General features: G+C 66.4%; 15 protein-coding genes. 8 read left to right on the forward strand and 7 right to left on the reverse strand.

Features of this window, described 5'->3' with window-relative positions; all coding sequences use genetic code 11:
• Positions 1-90: 90 nt before the first annotated feature.
• On the reverse strand, positions 91-2,373 hold the full coding sequence (locus B2747_RS02010) for a GWxTD domain-containing protein (protein WP_291156200.1): 2,283 nt from the start codon (positions 2,371-2,373) through the stop codon (positions 91-93).
• 118 nt (positions 2,374-2,491) lie between these two features.
• Entirely contained in the window at positions 2,492-3,520 is a 1,029-nt protein-coding gene (ruvB, locus tag B2747_RS02015) for a Holliday junction branch migration DNA helicase RuvB (protein ID WP_291156202.1), read from the reverse strand.
• 150 nt (positions 3,521-3,670) lie between these two features.
• Here ruvB and B2747_RS02020 point away from each other — a divergent pair, with 150 nt between their 5' ends.
• From B2747_RS02020 to B2747_RS02035, 4 genes are all read left to right on the forward strand, one after another.
• On the forward strand, positions 3,671-4,216 hold the full coding sequence (locus tag B2747_RS02020) for a DUF3299 domain-containing protein (RefSeq protein ID WP_291156204.1): 546 nt from the start codon (positions 3,671-3,673) through the stop codon (positions 4,214-4,216).
• Positions 4,213-4,923, forward strand: a complete 711-nt coding sequence (locus B2747_RS02025) for an ABC transporter ATP-binding protein (RefSeq protein ID WP_291156208.1) — start codon at positions 4,213-4,215, stop codon at positions 4,921-4,923. The genes B2747_RS02020 and B2747_RS02025 overlap by 4 nt, the downstream gene beginning before the upstream one ends.
• The gene (locus tag B2747_RS02030) at positions 4,920-6,488 is read left to right on the forward strand and encodes an ABC transporter permease (RefSeq protein WP_291156210.1); all 1,569 of its coding nucleotides are present in this window, start codon (positions 4,920-4,922) and stop codon (positions 6,486-6,488) included. Before B2747_RS02025 ends, B2747_RS02030 begins: the two co-directional genes overlap by 4 nt.
• A gap of 95 nt (positions 6,489-6,583) precedes the next feature.
• The gene (locus B2747_RS02035) at positions 6,584-8,215 is read left to right on the forward strand and encodes a M28 family peptidase (protein ID WP_291156213.1); all 1,632 of its coding nucleotides are present in this window, start codon (positions 6,584-6,586) and stop codon (positions 8,213-8,215) included.
• 130 nt (positions 8,216-8,345) lie between these two features.
• Here B2747_RS02035 and ruvA read toward each other — a convergent pair whose 3' ends face one another.
• From ruvA to B2747_RS02060, 5 genes are all read right to left on the reverse strand, one after another.
• The gene (gene ruvA, locus B2747_RS02040) at positions 8,346-8,948 is read right to left on the reverse strand and encodes a Holliday junction branch migration protein RuvA (RefSeq protein WP_291156215.1); all 603 of its coding nucleotides are present in this window, start codon (positions 8,946-8,948) and stop codon (positions 8,346-8,348) included.
• On the reverse strand, positions 8,945-9,532 hold the full coding sequence (ruvC, locus tag B2747_RS02045) for a crossover junction endodeoxyribonuclease RuvC (RefSeq protein WP_291156218.1): 588 nt from the start codon (positions 9,530-9,532) through the stop codon (positions 8,945-8,947). The genes ruvA and ruvC overlap by 4 nt, the downstream gene beginning before the upstream one ends.
• Positions 9,529-10,272 (reverse strand): YebC/PmpR family DNA-binding transcriptional regulator, encoded by a 744-nt coding sequence (locus tag B2747_RS02050; protein WP_291156220.1) that lies wholly within the window; start codon positions 10,270-10,272, stop codon positions 9,529-9,531. Before B2747_RS02050 ends, ruvC begins: the two co-directional genes overlap by 4 nt.
• A gap of 81 nt (positions 10,273-10,353) precedes the next feature.
• The gene (locus B2747_RS02055) at positions 10,354-11,241 is read right to left on the reverse strand and encodes a DnaB-like helicase C-terminal domain-containing protein (RefSeq protein WP_291156222.1); all 888 of its coding nucleotides are present in this window, start codon (positions 11,239-11,241) and stop codon (positions 10,354-10,356) included.
• Entirely contained in the window at positions 11,241-11,633 is a 393-nt protein-coding gene (locus tag B2747_RS02060; protein WP_291156224.1) for a hypothetical protein, read from the reverse strand. Before B2747_RS02060 ends, B2747_RS02055 begins: the two co-directional genes overlap by 1 nt.
• Before the next feature lie 34 nt (positions 11,634-11,667).
• On the opposite strand from B2747_RS02060, the gene B2747_RS02065 reads away from it, so the two are divergent.
• The 4 genes from B2747_RS02065 to B2747_RS02080 are packed head-to-tail and all read left to right on the forward strand — an operon-like array spanning position 11,668 to position 17,435.
• Positions 11,668-13,218: a response regulator gene (locus tag B2747_RS02065; protein ID WP_291156226.1), complete on the forward strand. Its 1,551-nt coding sequence runs from the start codon at positions 11,668-11,670 to the stop codon at positions 13,216-13,218.
• Between the two features lie 6 nt (positions 13,219-13,224).
• Positions 13,225-15,105: an ABC transporter ATP-binding protein gene (locus B2747_RS02070; protein ID WP_291156229.1), complete on the forward strand. Its 1,881-nt coding sequence runs from the start codon at positions 13,225-13,227 to the stop codon at positions 15,103-15,105.
• 3 nt (positions 15,106-15,108) lie between these two features.
• Positions 15,109-16,290, forward strand: coding sequence for a glycosyltransferase (locus tag B2747_RS02075; RefSeq protein ID WP_291156231.1), 1,182 nt, complete (start codon positions 15,109-15,111; stop codon positions 16,288-16,290).
• Positions 16,287-17,435: an aminotransferase class V-fold PLP-dependent enzyme gene (locus B2747_RS02080; protein ID WP_291156233.1), complete on the forward strand. Its 1,149-nt coding sequence runs from the start codon at positions 16,287-16,289 to the stop codon at positions 17,433-17,435. Before B2747_RS02075 ends, B2747_RS02080 begins: the two co-directional genes overlap by 4 nt.
• The last annotated feature ends 191 nt before the right edge of the window (positions 17,436-17,626 follow it).

Genomic DNA, 17,626 nt, shown 5'->3' on the forward strand with positions numbered 1-17,626 from the left:
TGGCGGCAGCAACAAGGGCGAGGGTGAAGCGGAGGGGCGGGAGGCGCAGCACAGTCAGGAGGGATTCAGTTGCGACACGTTTGCGACACGTTACCGCACCTCGAGTGCGGTATCACGGAATGTCTTGCGTTGCGAGTTCAGATCCAGAATGTCCACCCGGAGGCGATAGCGCCCACGGGGGAGCGTTCCAAGGTCCAGCGATACGTAGTCGAGGCTCAGCGTTTGCACCACAGCCGTGCGGTCGAAGGCAATGCTGAACGGGTCGTTGCTACCGGGCCGGCCGATGAGGCGGCCCAGTCCGTCCCGCAGGCGCAGCGTGGCAGTGGCCAGGGCACCGCGCTCGGACTGCAACTGCACGGACACCCGGTACTGGCCGTTGCGTGCGGTCACTGCTTCACCGGGCGCCAGGTCGTACACCTCCCACACGAGACCAATGGTGGACCCCGAATCGGCCACATCCCCAACCGGAGTGAGGCCCAGCGCAGACCAGCGCTGCGTGCTGGTGGCGCTGGGCGCGCGTTCTGGTGGCAAGGGGCGAGTGATGAGCACGTCACTCATGCCGAAGCCGCGGCCACTGTCGGCCTGCAGCAGCTGTGTGTTGCGCAACGCGCGCCGCGAGTCGTCCTGGGTGAGTTCAACCCGCAGCATGGTCACGTTGCGCCCAACACGCTGCGTCCAGTGCCGCGACGTCGGGGTGTCCAGCGCGGCCGACGCGACGCGAAACTCGCCGCGCTGGGCCGATGGATTGGGAGCGAGAAAATCCGTGGCCTTGACGAGCGACGCGATGGTGACCGACTCGAGTTCGAGGTCGCCCAGCAATTGCCGAGGCGTGAAGGCGCCCACCAGTACCACATCCGTCGAGTCACCGGTGGCACGGAATTGCACGGGGCGCAGTGGCAGACTGTCCACATCCCGGGCCACCGCCAGGTTGTGCATCGAGAGCGGCCGCTGTTCGAACACGCCTTCCACGAAGGGCTGATCGTACATGGCGATGTCGGCGCTGGCGAAGCCCGGGCGCAGATCGAAGAAGAAGGTGATGCCAAAATCGTAGGACCAGACGAGCGTCACGCCGGCTTCACCACCAGATCGACTGGCCGTCAAGGCGCTGCTCATGGTGATTTCGAGATCCGGTGGACCATAGCGCACCAGAATGCGACCGCGATCGGTGTCGGCTCCCCGGTATCCCAGCATATCATCGGTCCAACGCAGGTCGGCGTACACCACGCGGGCCAGCAGTTCCAACTGCATTTCATTCTCGGTCGTGCTGGCCAGCGGATCGTTGGATTCCCAGAACGCGCGTGCCACCGCCTGCTGCTGACCGACAGGCAGCTTGCTGTAGGTGAGCGAGTCCATGCCAGTGCCCGCGCGGGCCTTGGCAATGGGGCTGCCGGGCCGAAGAACGCGCGTGATGCTGGTGAGGCGTGCCTGCTCGCGTTCGTCGAGCAGCACCAGGGCGCTGTCGAAGGCGGCGCGGGAGGCGCTCACCTGGTTGCTGCGCCACAGGGCGAGGCCAAGCAGCAGGCGCGATTCGGCATCGAAGGGAAATGCCTTCGCCCGTTCTGACGCCAACTGCCGGAGCTCCTCCCATTGTTTGCGCGTGGCCATCGTCATGGCGAGATGGCGCGCGTATCGCTGCGAGGACGGATTCTGCTGCACGGCGCGCTGGAAGTGCGCGTGCGCCGTTTCCAGATCGGCGGCACCCGTTGGTGGTTTGATGAGATGTTTGACAACACTCATCACGTAGTCGCGACCGAGGTTGCGGTTGAACGCGCCGGCATTGAGGCCGTTGTCCGGATTCAGCAGGGCGGTGGGGTCGGACGCTGTCGGGGCCCCGTTGGCGCCAAGCTGGATGCGGTTGAGCGGATCGATGAGCGCGCGGTTGGACGTGGCTTCGAAGCGACGCCACGCCGCCTGCCCGACCTGATCTTCGGCTTCAGCCGTCAGCAGCGCGTCACCGTGGCGTTTCGCGACGCTCAGCGCTTTGTCCGCCTGCTGTGTGCCGGAGAAGCGCATGGTGGACACGCCCGACTCGAGGTTGAAGCGCCCCAGATTGAGCCAGTAGCGCGCACTGTCGGGCGCAAACTGTGTGGCGAGGCGGAGGGCTGAGTCGGCGGCTTGCAGCAGGCGAATAGTGCGCGGGTCACTGATGTAGCCGCCGCGCCGGCTGGACCGGGCCTGCTCCCAGTAGAGATGCCCCAGCCGGTGCCAGCTCACCCCGTCGCGCATGCTGCGGCGCACGCGCGTTTCCAGCAACGCCACCGCGCCAGCGGTGTCACCGCGGGCCACCAGCGCATCGGCCTCGGCCGCCGCCGAGCCGGCAGGGACCGTGGACAGAACCGGCTGAGCGCGCAGGCCATGAGGCCAGGCGACCATGCCAACAAGCACTGCAGACAACGTGCGTGACCGCCACCGGCAATTCCGGCCCGGAGTGCGGCAATGGGAGGGGAGGGACATTGAAGGGAGGGCGGGTGGGGAAACCGGCCGCCTCCAATCAGAAGAGGCCGGGCTGCTCCGCGGCGCCTGCGGGTGGGACGAACCCCAGGTGCCGGTAGGCGTGGGCCGTGGCCACGCGCCCCCGGGGGGTCCGCTGCAGAAAACCGTGTTGCACAAGGAATGGCTCATATACCTCTTCAATCGTTCCAGGATCCTCGCCGATGGCCGCGGCGATGGTTCCGAGCCCCACCGGGCCCCCGTCGAACTTCTCGATGATGGCCTTGAGCAGGCGGCTGTCCATGTCATCGAGACCAAAATGGTCCACGTCCAGCAGGGACAGGGCGGCCTGCGCCACATCGAGCGTGATGCGGCCGTTGGCGCGCACCTGGGCATAGTCCCGCACGCGACGCAGCAGGCGGTTGGCCACACGCGGCGTCCCGCGGGAGCGCTTGGCAATTTCGTGGGCGCCGGCCGCGTCCATCTCTACCCGCAGCACCTCGCCGGTGCGGCGCACGATGACCTCCAACTCCTCCACGGGATAGAAGGCCAACTGGTGCATGAGCCCGAAGCGCGCCCGCATGGGCGCCGTGAGCATGCCCAGCCGTGTGGTGGCACCCACGAGGGTGAAGCGCTCGATGTTCATCGTCACCGTCTGCGCCTTGGGGCCCTCGGACAGGCGGATGTCGATGCGGTAGTCCTCCATGGCCGGATAGAGGAACTCCTCGATGACTGGCCGCAGACGATGGATTTCGTCGATGAACAGCACGTCCCCTTCACGCAGGTTGGTGAGGGGACCGACCAGGTCGCCGGGCTTCTCGAGGGCCGGGCCCGACGTGGTGGTGAGGTTGACGCCCAGCTCACGGGCAATGAGATCGGCCAGGGTGGTTTTGCCCAGACCTGGCGGGCCGAAAAACAGAATGTGGTCGAGTGGCTCACGACGGACGCGGGCGGCCTCGATGGCAATGCCCAGACTTTCCTTGACCTTGCGCTGTCCGATGAACTCGGCCAGCCGCTGCGGACGCAGCGACAGTTCGACGACACTTTCGTCGGACAGGGCCTCAGGCGTGGTGATTTCGGCGCGACTCATGCCCGGAAATATACCGAAGATCGCGGCCCTGCCGGGCACCAGATCGGGCACCGCATTGGGCACTGGGCACCCGCGTTGGGGTATCCAGCATTTGACCACGGGCTGCGTATGTTTAGAGACTGGCCCGTCCGCCTACCCGAGCTTGCCATCATGCGTCGCATATCCTCCCTGCTGTCTCTCGCCGGCATTGCCGCCCTCGTGGCGGTGAGCTCGGCTTTCGTGCCGCCCACCAAGGGTGCTGCCGCAAAGGGCGCTGCCCGTGTGCCGGCCACTGTGCCCGGGCCGCGCATCACGGCGTTGCCCGTCACGGGCGTGGCTGCCGAGGAAGCCGTCAACATCGACTGGCGCGTGCTGGCTGGTCTCGACTACTCCAACGGCAAGGCCACGGACACGCTCAAGAAGCTCGACGGCAAGTTGGTGCGCATCCCCGGCTTTGTGGTGCCGCTCGATGACTTCCAGGAGGAAGGCGCCGAGTTCCTGCTGGTGCCCTACTACGGCGCCTGCGTGCACACGCCGCCGCCGCCGCCCAACCAGATCGTGATGGTGGAGATGACGGGCAAGAAGGCCATCAAGCTCAACCTCTTCGATGCGGTGTGGATGTCGGGCCGTCTCAAGATCAATTCGGTGGAGAGCCCTTACGGCACGGTGGGCTACCAGCTCGAAGGCCTGAAGGTCGAACCCTACTCGGCGAAATGAGTACGGCGACGGCGCCCGCCGTCGCCCTTTCTGACGTGCGCTTCGCCTACAAGGCGGGGCGCGACGTCCTGGCGATTGAGCGGCTGACCATCGCCCGCGGTGAGACGGTGTTTTTGCATGGGCCGAGCGGCAGTGGCAAGACCACGCTGCTCGGCCTTCTTGCAGGAGTGCTGCAGGCCAATCGCGGGCAGGTCCAGGTGCTGGGTGAGGATTTCACACGCATGTCGAGTGGCGCCCGCGACGCGTTTCGCGCGCGGCATCTGGGTTACGTGTTCCAGATGTTCAATCTCATCCCGTACTTGTCGGTGAAGGAGAACATCCTGCTGCCCATCCGGCTCGATGCCGGACGGCGCGCGCGACTGGGCACTCAGTCCTTCGACGCGGCTGTGCGCGAGGTGGCCGGTGAGCTGGATATTGCGCGCTATCTCGACACGCCCATTGGCGAGCTGAGTGTGGGTCAGCAGCAGCGCGTCGCGGCGGCGCGGGCGCTCATCGGACACCCCGAAGTGGTGATTGCCGACGAGCCTACGAGTGCGCTCGATACCGACCGGCGTGAGCAGTTTCTGCAACTGCTCTTCCGTTCGTGTGAGAAGGCGCAGGCCACACTGGTGTTCGTGAGCCACGATCACACGCTCATGCCGCTGTTCTCGCGCATCGTGGAGCTCGGCGAGATCAACACGGCAGCCACGGTGGGGAGCGGCGCATGAGTCTCATTCTGCGTCTGGCGTTGGCTTCGCTCAAGAGCCGCAAGCTCACCACCGGACTGACAGTGGCGTCCATTGCGCTCAGCGTGACGCTGCTGGTGGGCATTGAGACCGTGCGCGCCGGTGTGCGCGAGAGTTTTGCCGGCACCATTCGTGGTGTCGATCTCATCGTGGGCGCGCGCGGTGGCACGCTGCAGATTCTACTGAGTTCCGTGTTTGGCATCGGGTCGCCGGCGGGCAGTGTGAAGCTGTCCACCATGCAGCGCTGGGCCGAACATCCGGCAGTGAAGTGGGTGGTGCCGTACTCGTTGGGTGACAGTCATCGTGGGTTCCGCGTGATTGGCACCACGCCCGAGTTCTTCGAGCGCTACCGCTATCGGCAGAATGCATCGCTGACGTTCACGGCCGGCGGACCGGCGGTGGGTGACACGGACGTCGTGATCGGCTACGACGTGGCGCAGCGCCTTGGCTATGCAGTGGGCACGCCCGTGGTGGTCGTACATGGACTGCAGGACATCGGGACGTCCAGCCATGAAGCGCATCCCTTCAAGGTCGTCGGCATTCTCGCGCGTACGTTCACGCCCATCGATCGCAGTGTCTACGTGACGCTGGAGGGGATCGAGGCGATGCACGAGGAGGGTGAACAGCAAACGGCGGCAGCCGGGACGGCAGAAGCCATTGAGCCGGGAGCCAAGGGGGCAGGAGCCGAGGGGGCAGGAGCCGAGGGGGCAGGAGCAAAGGGCGGAGAAACGGTAGCGGCGACGTCGGCAAAGACACCGGCGTCAACGGTGATGCCGGGCGCAGAACCGCCGCCGGGCACGCCCATGGTCATGCCGGGTGCGGAGCCACCGCCGGGCACGCCCATGGTCATGCCGGGGGCGCAGCCGCCAGCGGGTACGCCGCTCGTAATGCCGGGGGCGGAGGCGCCGCCTGAGGTCAGGCAGGCGCCGCGTCCTGCGCCCAAGCCGAAGCCAGTGGCAGCCGACACCGCCAAGGAAGAGCACGACCACGGCGATGATCAGATCACCGCATTCTTTGTCGGCACCAAGAACCGTTTCGAAGCGCTGATGCTGCAACGCGAGATGAACACCGATCTCGTCGAGCCGCTCACCGCGCTCATCCCCGGTGTCGCGCTTGGGGAGCTCTGGCAGAACATCGGCAACGCCGAGGTGGGCCTGCGCATCATCGCGATGTTCGCGGTGGCCATCAGCATCACTGGCATGCTGGTGTCGCTCTACTCGTCGCTCGAGGCACGCCGCCGGGAGATGGCCATTCTGCGAGCCATCGGTGCGGGCCCGCGCACCATTCTTTCGCTGCTGGTGCTCGAGAGCACGCTGCTGGCCTTCCTCGGCTGCGTGATTGGTGTGGCCCTCGTGTACGCCGGCCTCGCGCTGGCGCAGGGGCCCGTTGAGCAGCGCTTCGGTCTGCATCTCGCGCTGCGCGCGCTGGGCAGCACCGAGTACCTCTACCTCGGTATCGTCATGGGCGCGGGCATGCTCATTGGCTTCGTGCCGGCGTGGAAGGCCTACCGCACCTCGCTCGTCGACGGACTCTCGCCGCGGCAGTGACGCGCGACAGCGCGGCGAGGATGATCCAGGTCATGTGCCATCGGTTCACTTGCTAGTTGATCCACCGTAGTCGTCCCATCCACCCAACGCTCCCCATGAACAAGTCGCTTGCCACGCTGCTGGCACTCACCGCGCTCTCGTCACCGCTCGCTGCGCAGCCGCGCCGAGGCGGACCGCCGGTGCAGCCCAATCCGCAGGCCCTGCCCATGAATCCCCTCCCGGACTACGTGCGCAAGGATGCGCCCACCAATCCGGCGATCCTCAAGATCTGGGAAGAGGGCATGCAGCGTTCGCAGGCGGCAAAGTTTGCGCAGCAGCTCATGGACTCGGTCGGCCCGCGTCTCACTGGCTCGCCGGGCATGAATCGCGGACAGGACTGGCTGTTGGCCACGTACAAGCAGCTCGGCGTGACCGCGCGAAAGGAGCGCTACGGCACCTGGAACTCGTGGGGACGTGGCGCCGCGTTTGCGCAACTCACCGCGCCGCGCGTCAAGCCGCTCGAAGCCACCATGCTCTCGTGGAGCGGCAACACCGGCGGCAAGTGGGTGGAGGGCGAGGTTATCACGCTGCAGCCCTACAGCTCGCCGGAGGAGTTCAAGGCCTGGCTGCCCACGGTGAAGGGCAAGATTGTACTGGCCAGCGCGCCTCGTCTCACCTGCCGCATGCCGCAGCAGGTCGCAGAGTTTGCCACGCCCGCCTCGGCCGCCGCCCTCGATACGGTGCAGCGTGATCTTGACGCCACCTATCGGGGTCTGACGCAGCGCGTGCCCACGTTCTACGCCGATGTGAAGGCGGCCGGTGCACTCGCGGTGTTCGAATCGTACTGGTCCAACTATCCCGGCATCGACAAGATCTTCGGTTCGCCGCGCAACAGCGCACTGCCCACCTTCGATATCGGGTGCGAAGACTACGGCATGCTGTTCCGCCTTGCGCAGAACAAGCAGGGTCCCAAGGTCAAGCTCACGGCCGAGTCGGAGTTCCTCGGCGAGCAGCCGGTGTTCAACGTGATCGCCGAGATCAAGGGCTCGGCCAAGCCCGATGAGTACGTGGTGCTCTCGGCGCACTTCGACAGCTGGGAAGGCCACAGCGGCGCCACCGACAACGGCACGGGCACCGTGACCATGCTCGAGGCGCTTCGCATTCTCAAGACGGTGCTGCCGAATCCGTCACGCACGATTCTCGTGGGCCACTGGAGTGGCGAAGAGCAGGGCCTCAACGGCTCGGGCGCCTTCGCGGCCGATCATCCGGAAGTGGTGAAGGGGCTGCAGTTCCTCTTCAATCAGGACAATGGCACGGGCCGCGTGGTGAACACGGGGCCGAGCATTCTGCCGGAGAACGGCCCGCGCCTCGCGCAGTACATGGCGGAGATGCCGTCGCAGCTCACGCAGTATCTGCGGCTGTCGGGCCCGAGTGGGGTGGGCGGTGGCTCCGATCACGCCAGCTTCCTCTGCCACGGAGCGCCGGCCGCCAGTCTCGGTGCGCTGTCCTGGGACTACAGTCTCACCACCTGGCACACCAATCGCGATTCGTTCGACAAGGTCATGCAGGATGACCTCAAGCACAACGCGACGCTGACCGCAATGTTCGCGTACCTGGCCAGCGAAGATCCGCAGCCCAGCTCGCGCACGCTGCTCAATCCGCTGCCGCCGAGCGCGCCGAACGGTCCGCCGATTTCGATTCCCAACTGCGGGCGGCCGCAGCGCGAGTCGGCGGGGTACCGGCGGTAACGGGAAAACCCAAAACTCACAACTTCAACTCAAAGCTCAAAGCTGACCTAATCTGGCGGCGCTGATATGCGCGCCGCAGGCATCCGTCAGCTTTGAGCTTTGAGTTCAAGTTTTGAGTTTTGGGTTTGTTCTACTTCCCCGTCAGCATCCCCAGCGCCGCCCTCACAATCGCGCTCACCTCGCGTGCGCTGCCGGCCTCCATGACCGCGCGCACCGCACGGTCGGCCTCGGCCTGATTGTAGCCCAGCGCCACCAGTGCGCGCACACTGTCATCGCTGACGGCTGACCCGCCGCCCACGCCACCCGCCTGTGTCGGCGCCGAGCCGATGCTGTCCATCTTGTCGGCCAGGTCGAGAATGATCTGCTCGGCCTTCTTGCGGCCCACGCGCGGCACACGCATGAGCGTCGTGATGTCCTTGTCGCGCAGCGCACGCACCACACGATCCGGCGTGAGGGCCGAGAGAATGCCGAGTGCCAGCGCCGGCCCCACGCCCTTGGCCACCAGCAGCTTCTGAAACACCGCCCGCTCGTAGGGCTGCAGAAAGCCGTAGAGGTGCCAGGCATCTTCGCGCACGACCAGGTGGGTGTGCAGCGTGATGGGGCCGTTGTCGCGCGGCAAGGCTTCGAACACCCCGAGCGGAATGAGACACTCGTAGGCCACGCCGCCCGCGGTGAGCAGTTCCACGCGTTCGAGCTCACGGTGAACAATGGTGCCGGTAACCTGGGCAATCATGCGCGACGTTTGGCAGCAAGTGAGGCGAGCGACGGCAGCGTCGGCATCGCGGGGCGGGGAAGCGAGGACTGCAGGCAGGCGCAGAGTGCGGCCGCCACACCATCGGCGGCGTCAGCGGGCTGCGGGGCGGCCTTGAGTTTCAGCAAGCGCGCCACCATGAACTGCACCTGCTCCTTGGTGGCACTGCCGCGGCCGGTGATGGCCTTCTTGATCTCGGCCGGCGGATACTCGTGAATGGTCAGCGCGGCTTGTTGCGCCGCCAGCAGAATCACACCGCGCGCATGCCCGAGCACGATGGTGGTGCGCACATTGCGCGCGTAGAACACATCTTCGATGGCCAGCGTGTCGGGGCGATGCCGTTCAATGACCTCGCGCACGCCCTCGTGAATGTCGTGCAGTCGATTGGGCAGCGGTTCACGCGCCGCGGTGCGCAGCACCCCGCATTCCACCAGGGTTGGTGTGCGCCCGTCGAAGGCCACCACCCCGTAGCCGGTCACGGCGGTGCCCGGGTCGATGCCGAGCACCAACGACGGTCGACCGACCACCGGACGACCGTGGCTCGGCCGACCGGCCACGTGGGTCACGCGCCGGCCATGGCGCTTTCGTCCATCTCGAAGTTGGCGTCGACCTTCTGCACGTCGTCCAGTTCTTCGAGTGCCTCGAGCAGCTTGAGCAGGTTGGTGGCGTTGTCGCCTTCCACCTTCACGGTGTTCTTGGGCACCCACGCCAGTTCCGCGTCGTCGATGGTGTACTTCTTCGACTCGAGCCCTTCCTTCACCGCGTGCAGCGACGCGGGCTCGGTGGTGATCACGAACACCTCGCCTTCGTTCGACACATCATCAGCGCCGGCTTCCAGCGCCGCTTCGATGAGCGCGTCCTCATTCACGCCGTCGGCGGGCACGGTCATCTGCCCCTTGCGGTCGAACATGAAGGCGACCGAGTTGGACGTGCCCATGTTGCCGCCGTTGCGCGAGAGCTTGTGCCGCACATCGGCCACGGTGCGCGTGGGATTGTCGGTGACGGCCTGAATCATGATGGCCACGCCGCCCGGTCCATACGCTTCGTAGAGCACTTCAGTGTAGTCTGCGCCCTCGAGCTCGCCGGTGCCCTTCTTGATGGCGCGCTCGATGTTGTCCTTGGGCATCGAGACCGCCTTGGCGTTGTCGATGGCGGTGCGGAGGCGCGGATTGCCGCCGGGGTCACCGCCGCCAAGCTTGGCGGCCATGGTGATTTCGCGGATGTGACGCGTGAACAGCGAACTCCGCTTCTTGTCGGTCGCGGCCTTCGCCCGCTTGATCGTTTTCCATTTGCTATGGCCAGCCATGCGATCCTCTTGCAGGGGTACGCGCGGAATGTATCAAGGGGGCTGGGGGCAGTGCTACCGCCGTGGCTGTTCCTGCCCGGACTAGCCGTCGAGCACATCCTCGAAGCGCACAAACCGCCCCTCGAAGTACAGATCCACGTAGCCCCGCGCCCCGTCCCGCTGCTTGAGTACCGCCAGTTCCGCCGCGCCGGCCACCCCGAGGTCGGCCTCGTACAGCTCCTCGCGGTAGAGTCCGAGCACGACATCGGCGTGGGCACCCACCGCGTCGCGCATGCCGAAATCCGCCAGTCGAGGCCGTAGGTCGCGCCGTGTGCGATCCAGCGCGCCCAGATGTGTGGTCAGCAGCACGACGACCTGTCGCTTGAGCGCCAGCCGCTTGAACTCGAGCACCGCCTGTGCGAGTGCGTCGTCCAGGCCTCCTGAGCCATGCACAAAACCGCTCAGGGCATCCACCACCACGAGCGCTGTGCCGGGGCTCGCATCGAGCGCCGTGGCCACGTCGTCTACCCGACCGCTGCACACCGTCTCCACCACCGGCACGCGATCACGCAGAGCGAGGGCCGCCGCAGCCAGGCGCACGTGTTCCTCCTCAGACACGGCACCAAGCCGCAGCAAGTCGAGCGGCACCCGGGCCTCGGCGGCCAGGAGGCGTTCGTGAATTCGCGACGGCAACTGCTCGGAGCTCACCAGCAGCGCGCGGCCAAGTCGCCCGGTGGGCCCGAGGGCGGCCCGCTGCGCAATGGCCAGTGCCAGCGCGCTGCAGCCCGCCGCATGATCGCCGCCCAGCACCACGAGATCACCGCGGCGAAATCCGCCGCCCAGCGCCCGGTCCAGCGTCCGAAAGCCGCTCGGGACCAGGTCGTCTGCGAGCTGCAGGCCGGCGTGGGCCGGTGAGGACTCGCCCGCATCCATGCGCGCCGCCAACTGCGACACCAACCGGGTAAGCGGCGAGATGTCGCTGTCGTGCATCACGACACCGCCGCCAGTTGTCGCGCCAGCTTCTCCAGCTCCTGCACCGCCGCCCCGTCGAGATAGGAATTGACGGCGGCAATGAGCGAACGCAGCGCGCCGGCCGTCGCCAGCGGAGAGGTTGCGGTGGCGTCGAGGCAGCGGGCAAAGGGCACCCGGGTGGGCGCCGGCAGCGCAAGGGAGGCCAGCCAAACCTTGGCCGCCGCCGCACGCGTGGCACGATCGGCCGGTGCCAGGCCTTCGTCGGGTAACACACCCTGCGCCAGCCTGGCCACCAGCAGCGCGGCCAGGGCCACCTCGCGCCCGCCGCCGAGCGGCAGGCGGCCCGTCAGCGATGCCAGTGCGGGCAGGGGAAAACGCAGGGAATCGAGAGCGTAGGGGAGTCGTTGCACGGCACAAACCTACCACGCCGTGGTAACTTTCGGGATGAAGACGATTCTGTGGGTGGACGACGAGGCGGAGCTGCTCGAGCCGCATCGCCTCTTGCTGGGAGACAAGGGCTACGAGGTGCAAACGGCCACCAACGCCGATGACGCCCTCGAATTGCTCCGTCGCCACCCCTTCGATCTGGTCCTGCTGGACGAGCAGATGCCCGGTACCCGCGGGCTTGATGCCTACAAGGACATCCGCGAACTCGCGCCGGCTCTGCCCGTGGTCATGGTCACCAAGAGCGAAGAGGACGCGACGCTCAAGGAAGCCATCGGTGCCAACATCCGCGACTATCTCGTCAAACCGGTGACGCCGCGGCAGGTGCTGTCGGTCATCACCAAGATTCTCGACGGCCCGCTCATCCGCTCGCAGGCATTGGCTCGTGCCTTCGTGGAGCGCTTCCGCGCCATTGAGACCGAGCGCTATGCGGGGCTCGACTGGCGTGGCTGGATCGAGCGCTTCTCCGAACTCATGCAGTGGGACGTGGACCTCGCGGAAGCGGGAGAGCTGGGCCTGCACGAGTCGCTGCGTGGCCTCTATCCCGACATGCACCGCGAGTTCGCGACCTACATGCGCAGCGAGTATCCGCGCTGGCTGCGCGACGAGGAAGGCGATCGGCCGCCGCTCTCGGTGGACGTGTTCGGCGAGTTCGTGCTGCCGGTACTCTCGCGCGATCGCAAGGTCATCTTCGTCATCATCGATTGCCTGCGCCTCGATCAGTGGCGCGTGCTCGAGCCGCTGCTGGCGCCGTGGTTCGAGGTGGAGACCTCGCACTACTTCTCCATTCTGCCCACGGCCACACCCTACGCACGTAACGCGCTGTTCTCCGGCCTCTTCCCGGGCGAGATTGCCGCGCGCCATCCCGACTGGTGGGGTGAGCGAGACGACGAGGCGCTCAATGCGCACGAAAAGGACTTGCTGGTGGCGCAGCTGGCCGCACTGCAACATCCGGTGCCGGTGCGCTATCAGAAGCTCACGTCGGCCTCCGACAGCGACGACCTCGAACGGCATCTGCCGGCGGCCATTGCCGGCGACGGCGTGCATGCCTTCGTGTTCAACTTCGTCGACATGCTCACGCACGGCCGCTCGGAGTCGATGATTCTCTTCGAGGTGGCGCGTGACGAGATCGCGCTGCGTGCGCTCACGCGGCAGTGGTTCGAACGCTCGGCGCTCTTCTCGCTCCTCAAGGAAGCATCGCGTCGCAACGTTGCGGTGGTCGTGACCAGCGATCACGGTGCGCTGCACTGCAACACGCCGGCCACAGTGTTTGCCAAGCGCGACGCCACGGCCAACCTGCGCTACAAATTCGGCGAAGACATCCGTGCCGAGCGCCCCGAGCAGGCGCTGTTGTTCAGCAATCCCGACGACCTGCGTCTGCCGCATCGCTCGCCGGGCACCAACACGCTGCTGGCTGCCGGCGACACGTTCTTTGTGTATCCCACCAAGCTGCGCGAGTATCAGGGCCGGTACCGCGGGTCCTTCCTGCATGGCGGCGTGTCACCGGAGGAATGCATCCTGCCGGTGTCCCTGCTCACGCCCAAGCGCTGAGGCGACGTGAGTACTGGTACCTATCGCACGCCCGCATCGCAGCTCTGGCGCCGTCTCTGGCGTTTTGTCGGACCACACAAGGGCAAGCTGGTGGCCGTGGTGCTGCTCAATGCGGCCGCGGCCTTTGCCGATGTGTTCTCGTTCACGCTGCTCATTCCGTTTCTGAATGCGTTGTTCGAGGCCGACTCGCTCTTGCCGGCGACGGGCACGGTTGGCCGAGTCCTTGATGCCACGATCGGCTTCCTTCTGGACGAGCAGGATCGCAAGGGCTCACTGCTCCGCGTCATGGGCATTGTCATTGCCGCCGTCACACTCAAGAACACACTCATCTGGTTGAGTGGGCAGGTGGGTGTGAAGCTGCAGGAGTTCGTCGTGCGCGATCTGCGCGACGCGTTGTATGCGCACTTGCTGCGGCTGCCGCTGCCGTGGTTCACGCGCAACAAGGTGGGGCAGATCATCGCTCGCGTGCTCAATGACACGGCCAGCGCCAAGACCGTCGTTACTGAACTGGTAACGCGGTCACTGTGGAGTTTCGCACAGGTAGTAGCCACGCTGGTCGCGATGTTCACGCTCTCGTGGCAACTCTCGATTGCGGCTCTGGTCATTGCACCGATAACAGTTGGCGCCATTCAGCCCGTGCTCCGCAAGCTTCGCAAGGGCTATCGCCGTCTCGGGAACGAACAGGGCGAGATGACGAGTCTTGTGCAGGAAGTGGTGAGTGGGGTGCGGCTGGTGAAGTCGTATCGTGCCGAGGCGCGCGAAGAAGCCAAGTTCACCGAGCGCAACGGCGCCTTTGCCAAGGGCTTTGTGCGGGTGGGGCGGCTCGCGTTGCTGTCGGGCCCGGTCACCGAAACACTCGGGACCTTCACCGCGGTGGCCATTCTCTGGTATGGCGCGCAGTTGGTGGATCAGAAGGCCATGGTTGGCGCCGAGCTGCTGGTGTTCCTCATCCAGGTCATGCGTCTGCTGCAGCCGCTCAAGCAGCTCTCGCAGGCGCCTGCCGCGGCGCAGCAGTCTCTCGCCAGCGCCGAGCGCATCTTCGAGGTGCTCGACGCGGAAACCGAGACTGCCCGCGATCGTGGCACGCGCCATACGGCCACGTTCAACGACAGCATCGCCTTCGAGAACGTCAGCTTTGCCTATGAGTCCGATCGCTACGCGCTGCAGGACGTCACCTTCACCGCCCGAAAGGGCGAGGTGGTGGCGCTCGTGGGGGCGAGTGGCGCGGGGAAGAGTACGCTGGTGGACTTGCTGCCGCGCTTCATCGACCCGACGGGTGGCGTCATTCGCCTCGATGGGGTGGACCTGCGCGACATCCGTCTCGATGCGCTGCGCGCACTGACCGGCATTGTCAGTCAGGACACGGTGCTGTTCAACGACACCGTGCGCGCCAACGTGGCCTTCGGGCGGCCGGACGCGACTCAGGCGCAACTCGAAGCGGCGGCACGCGCCGCCAATGCACTCTCGTTCATCGAGGCCATGCCGGAGGGATGGGACACCAACCTGGGCGAACGCGGCACGCGTCTCTCCGGCGGCCAGCGTCAGCGTCTGGCCATTGCCCGCGCGCTGCTCAGTGACCCGCCGCTGCTCATTCTCGACGAGGCCACCAGCGCACTCGACGTGGAAAGTGAGCGTCTCGTGCAGGAGGCCATTGATCGCCTGCTCGAAGGCCGCACGGTATTTGTCATCGCGCATCGACTGGCCACCATTCAGCACGCCAACCGCATTCTCGTGTTTGATGCCGGGCGTCTGGTGGAGCAGGGCACACACGGGGAACTGATCGCACAGGGCGGAGCCTACGCGCGCCTGCACGCGCTGCAGTTTGACCGGAGCGCCGAGCGCGCCGTCGACCGGGCGGACGACGTGGCCGTCGCCACGACGGCCTGAGTCATGCGGGTGCTGGGACTCAGCACCGACCCGCGCTGGGGCGCGCACGCCCGCATTCTCGGCACCTGGCTGCAGGCACTCGCCGCCGAGGGCGACGTGGTGGCCCTGGCCTGCGTGCCCGGATCGGCGATGGCCCGCGGTGCGCGCGCTGAATGGCCGCGGCTTTCCCTGCGCGATGTTCGGGCCGACGGGTGGTGGCGGCGCACGCAGAGTGTGCGCGAGGTGGTACAGGCGCTGCGACCTGATGCCGTGCTGGTGTGCAGCGGCGATGATGCGGCCGCCGCGGCCTTGGCCATGGGGACACGCGGTCCGGTGGTGTGGCGTGAATCTGCGGCTTCGCGCACAGAACGCGCGGGATGGCGCCAGCGCGCGGCACTGGTCCGTGGCACGGTACGGCGCATGGAGGCCGGCCAGCATACGGTATACTGGCCACCGCCAGATGCGGAGGATACCGCTTCTGCGACTGGCGTGTTGCGGCTGACACCGACCGGCCCCGTGCGCGCCGACGTGTTCTCAGCGGCGCCTCTGCCAACGGCGCCTCTGCCAACGGCGCCTCTGCCAACGGCGCCTCTGCCAGCGGTATCATCGCCCGTCGCCTCGCCGAGCGTGACATTGCTGCTTCCCCCAAAGCTCGATGACGAGGGCCGGCATGCATTGCGTGTCGTCGGGGCTTTGCATGAGCGCCAACCGTCATTGCAGCTGACGCTGGTGGCCGAGGGCGGGGAGCGTGGCAAGGCGCCCTCGTTGCAGGATGCCAGGATCCATGCGGCCGCTCTGGGCATGGCCGGCGCGCTGTGTGTACAGTCGCTCGACGAGTGGATCGCGGCCTCACCGCGCGGCGAGGATGTGTTGTGGGTGGTGGACGGCGGCGATGCCGGCACGCTGGCCTTGCTGGATGCCATGCACCGCGCCACGCCGGTCGTCGTGCCGAGCAAACATCAGCAGGCCGATCTGGTACTGCCGGGTGTCACGGGACTGCACGCGCCTCCAGTCGGTCATCAGGTCTCGCCAATGGACGACGGCGCCCAGTTGCTGTCTGATCTGGCGCGCGTGCTGGGCGACGCCGAGTGGCGGCGCGGTATGGGGGCGGCCGCCCAGCGACACGTCCACCGCGTTCGTGCACCGCGTGCCATACTTCACGGGTTGCGCGTGATGCTCGACCCGACTTCCTCTCCGCTCTCATGACTCCCAGTCTTCTGCAGCTGCGCGCCCGCGAATACGGGTGGATGGACAACGACGCGTCCATGTATCTGAACGCCGCCTCCGTGGGCCCCCTGCCGGCTGCCGCAGTGGCCGCGGCCAACGAATGGTCGGCCCTCCGGCAGCAGCCGCATCACATCTCGGTGCCGCGCATGCAGGACGCCGCGGCCACGGCGCGCGCGCAGTTTGCCGCGCTCATCGGTGCGCGTGCCGAGGAAATCGCGCTCATGCCCAACACCACTTACGGGCTCAATCTCGCCGCTCGAGCGTTGCCACTCAGGCCGGGCAGCATACTCACGTTCGATGGTGAGTTTCCGAGTTGTGTGTATCCGTTTCAGGCCCTGGGTTCGCGCGGCATTTCGCTCGATCTCATTCCGCGCACGAACGGTCTGCCGGATGAAGACGCGTTGGTCGCCGCCATTGAGCAGCGCAGCGACGTGGTGGCCGTGGTGGTGAGCTGGGTGCAGTTTGCCACGGGTTATGTGGCCGATCTCGCGCGCATCGGCGCGGCCTGTCGCGCCAAGGGTGTGTTTTTCATCGTGGATGGCATCCAGGGCTGCGGCGTGCGACCCATCGACGTGCACGCGCTGCCCATTGATGTGTTCGCGAGCGGCGCGCAGAAGTGGCAGCTCTCACCCTGGGGGACGGGTTTCGTGTACGTGCGGCCCGACCTCATCACCAGCCTCGAGCCGCACGATGTGGGCTGGGCCTGCATGAAGAGCAGCACGGACTACACGCGTCTCACGGACTACGAGTTCGACTTCTTCGACGACGCGCGACGCTTCGAGGTGGTGACCATTGCCTACCACGACTTTGCGGTGGCCAATGCGGCCACGGCCCTGTTGCTCGAAGCAGGCGTGGCACAGGTGGCGCAGCACCTCACGCAGCTCGGCGACATGGTGGTGGACTGGGCCCAGAGCCGCCGCGACGTGACGCTGGTAACGCCGGCCGAGCCCGCCCGCCGCGCGGGCGTGCTCTCATTCACGCCCACTGACCTGGACGGCATGCATGCCCGGCTGCGTGAGGGCGGCGTGGTGCATACGGTGCGAGAGGGTGCAATCCGGCTGTCGCCGCATATGTACAACACCGCCGACGAAATCAGCCGGGCGCTGGCACTCCTCGACGCTTGATTTCTCGTTGCTCGTGTCTTGAGATATCCAGAAGCCAGATGGTGCGAGTTGTGAAGACGAGACAGAAATGGATGAATGCGAGATGGGCAACCAATGAGCTCAGAGATGCGATCGTGTGCGACTGGTACTGCAGTCAACGTTGACGTTGGCATCGACCCCCTACCGCCGTGTCGCGTCCTGAATAATGTCTA

It is taken from the genome of Gemmatimonas sp. UBA7669, from assembly GCF_002483225.1.
GTDB lineage: Bacteria > Gemmatimonadota > Gemmatimonadetes > Gemmatimonadales > Gemmatimonadaceae > Gemmatimonas.

What these genes read in the sequence shown, in the direction of transcription:
- B2747_RS02010 (WP_291156200.1), bottom strand. Translation starts at nt 2,373, where the DNA reads ATGGTCGCCTGGCCTCATGGCCTGCGCGCTCAGCCGGTTCTGTCCACG.
- ruvB (WP_291156202.1), bottom strand. Translation starts at nt 3,520, where the DNA reads ATGAGTCGCGCCGAAATCACCACGCCTGAGGCCCTGTCCGACGAAAGT.
- B2747_RS02020 (WP_291156204.1), top strand. Translation starts at nt 3,671, where the DNA reads ATGCGTCGCATATCCTCCCTGCTGTCTCTCGCCGGCATTGCCGCCCTC.
- B2747_RS02025 (WP_291156208.1), top strand. Translation starts at nt 4,213, where the DNA reads ATGAGTACGGCGACGGCGCCCGCCGTCGCCCTTTCTGACGTGCGCTTC.
- B2747_RS02030 (WP_291156210.1), top strand. Translation starts at nt 4,920, where the DNA reads ATGAGTCTCATTCTGCGTCTGGCGTTGGCTTCGCTCAAGAGCCGCAAG.
- B2747_RS02035 (WP_291156213.1), top strand. Translation starts at nt 6,584, where the DNA reads ATGAACAAGTCGCTTGCCACGCTGCTGGCACTCACCGCGCTCTCGTCA.
- ruvA (WP_291156215.1), bottom strand. Translation starts at nt 8,948, where the DNA reads ATGATTGCCCAGGTTACCGGCACCATTGTTCACCGTGAGCTCGAACGC.
- B2747_RS02050 (WP_291156220.1), bottom strand. Translation starts at nt 10,272, where the DNA reads ATGGCTGGCCATAGCAAATGGAAAACGATCAAGCGGGCGAAGGCCGCG.
- B2747_RS02055 (WP_291156222.1), bottom strand. Translation starts at nt 11,241, where the DNA reads ATGCACGACAGCGACATCTCGCCGCTTACCCGGTTGGTGTCGCAGTTG.
- B2747_RS02065 (WP_291156226.1), top strand. Translation starts at nt 11,668, where the DNA reads ATGAAGACGATTCTGTGGGTGGACGACGAGGCGGAGCTGCTCGAGCCG.
- B2747_RS02075 (WP_291156231.1), top strand. Translation starts at nt 15,109, where the DNA reads ATGCGGGTGCTGGGACTCAGCACCGACCCGCGCTGGGGCGCGCACGCC.
- B2747_RS02080 (WP_291156233.1), top strand. Translation starts at nt 16,287, where the DNA reads ATGACTCCCAGTCTTCTGCAGCTGCGCGCCCGCGAATACGGGTGGATG.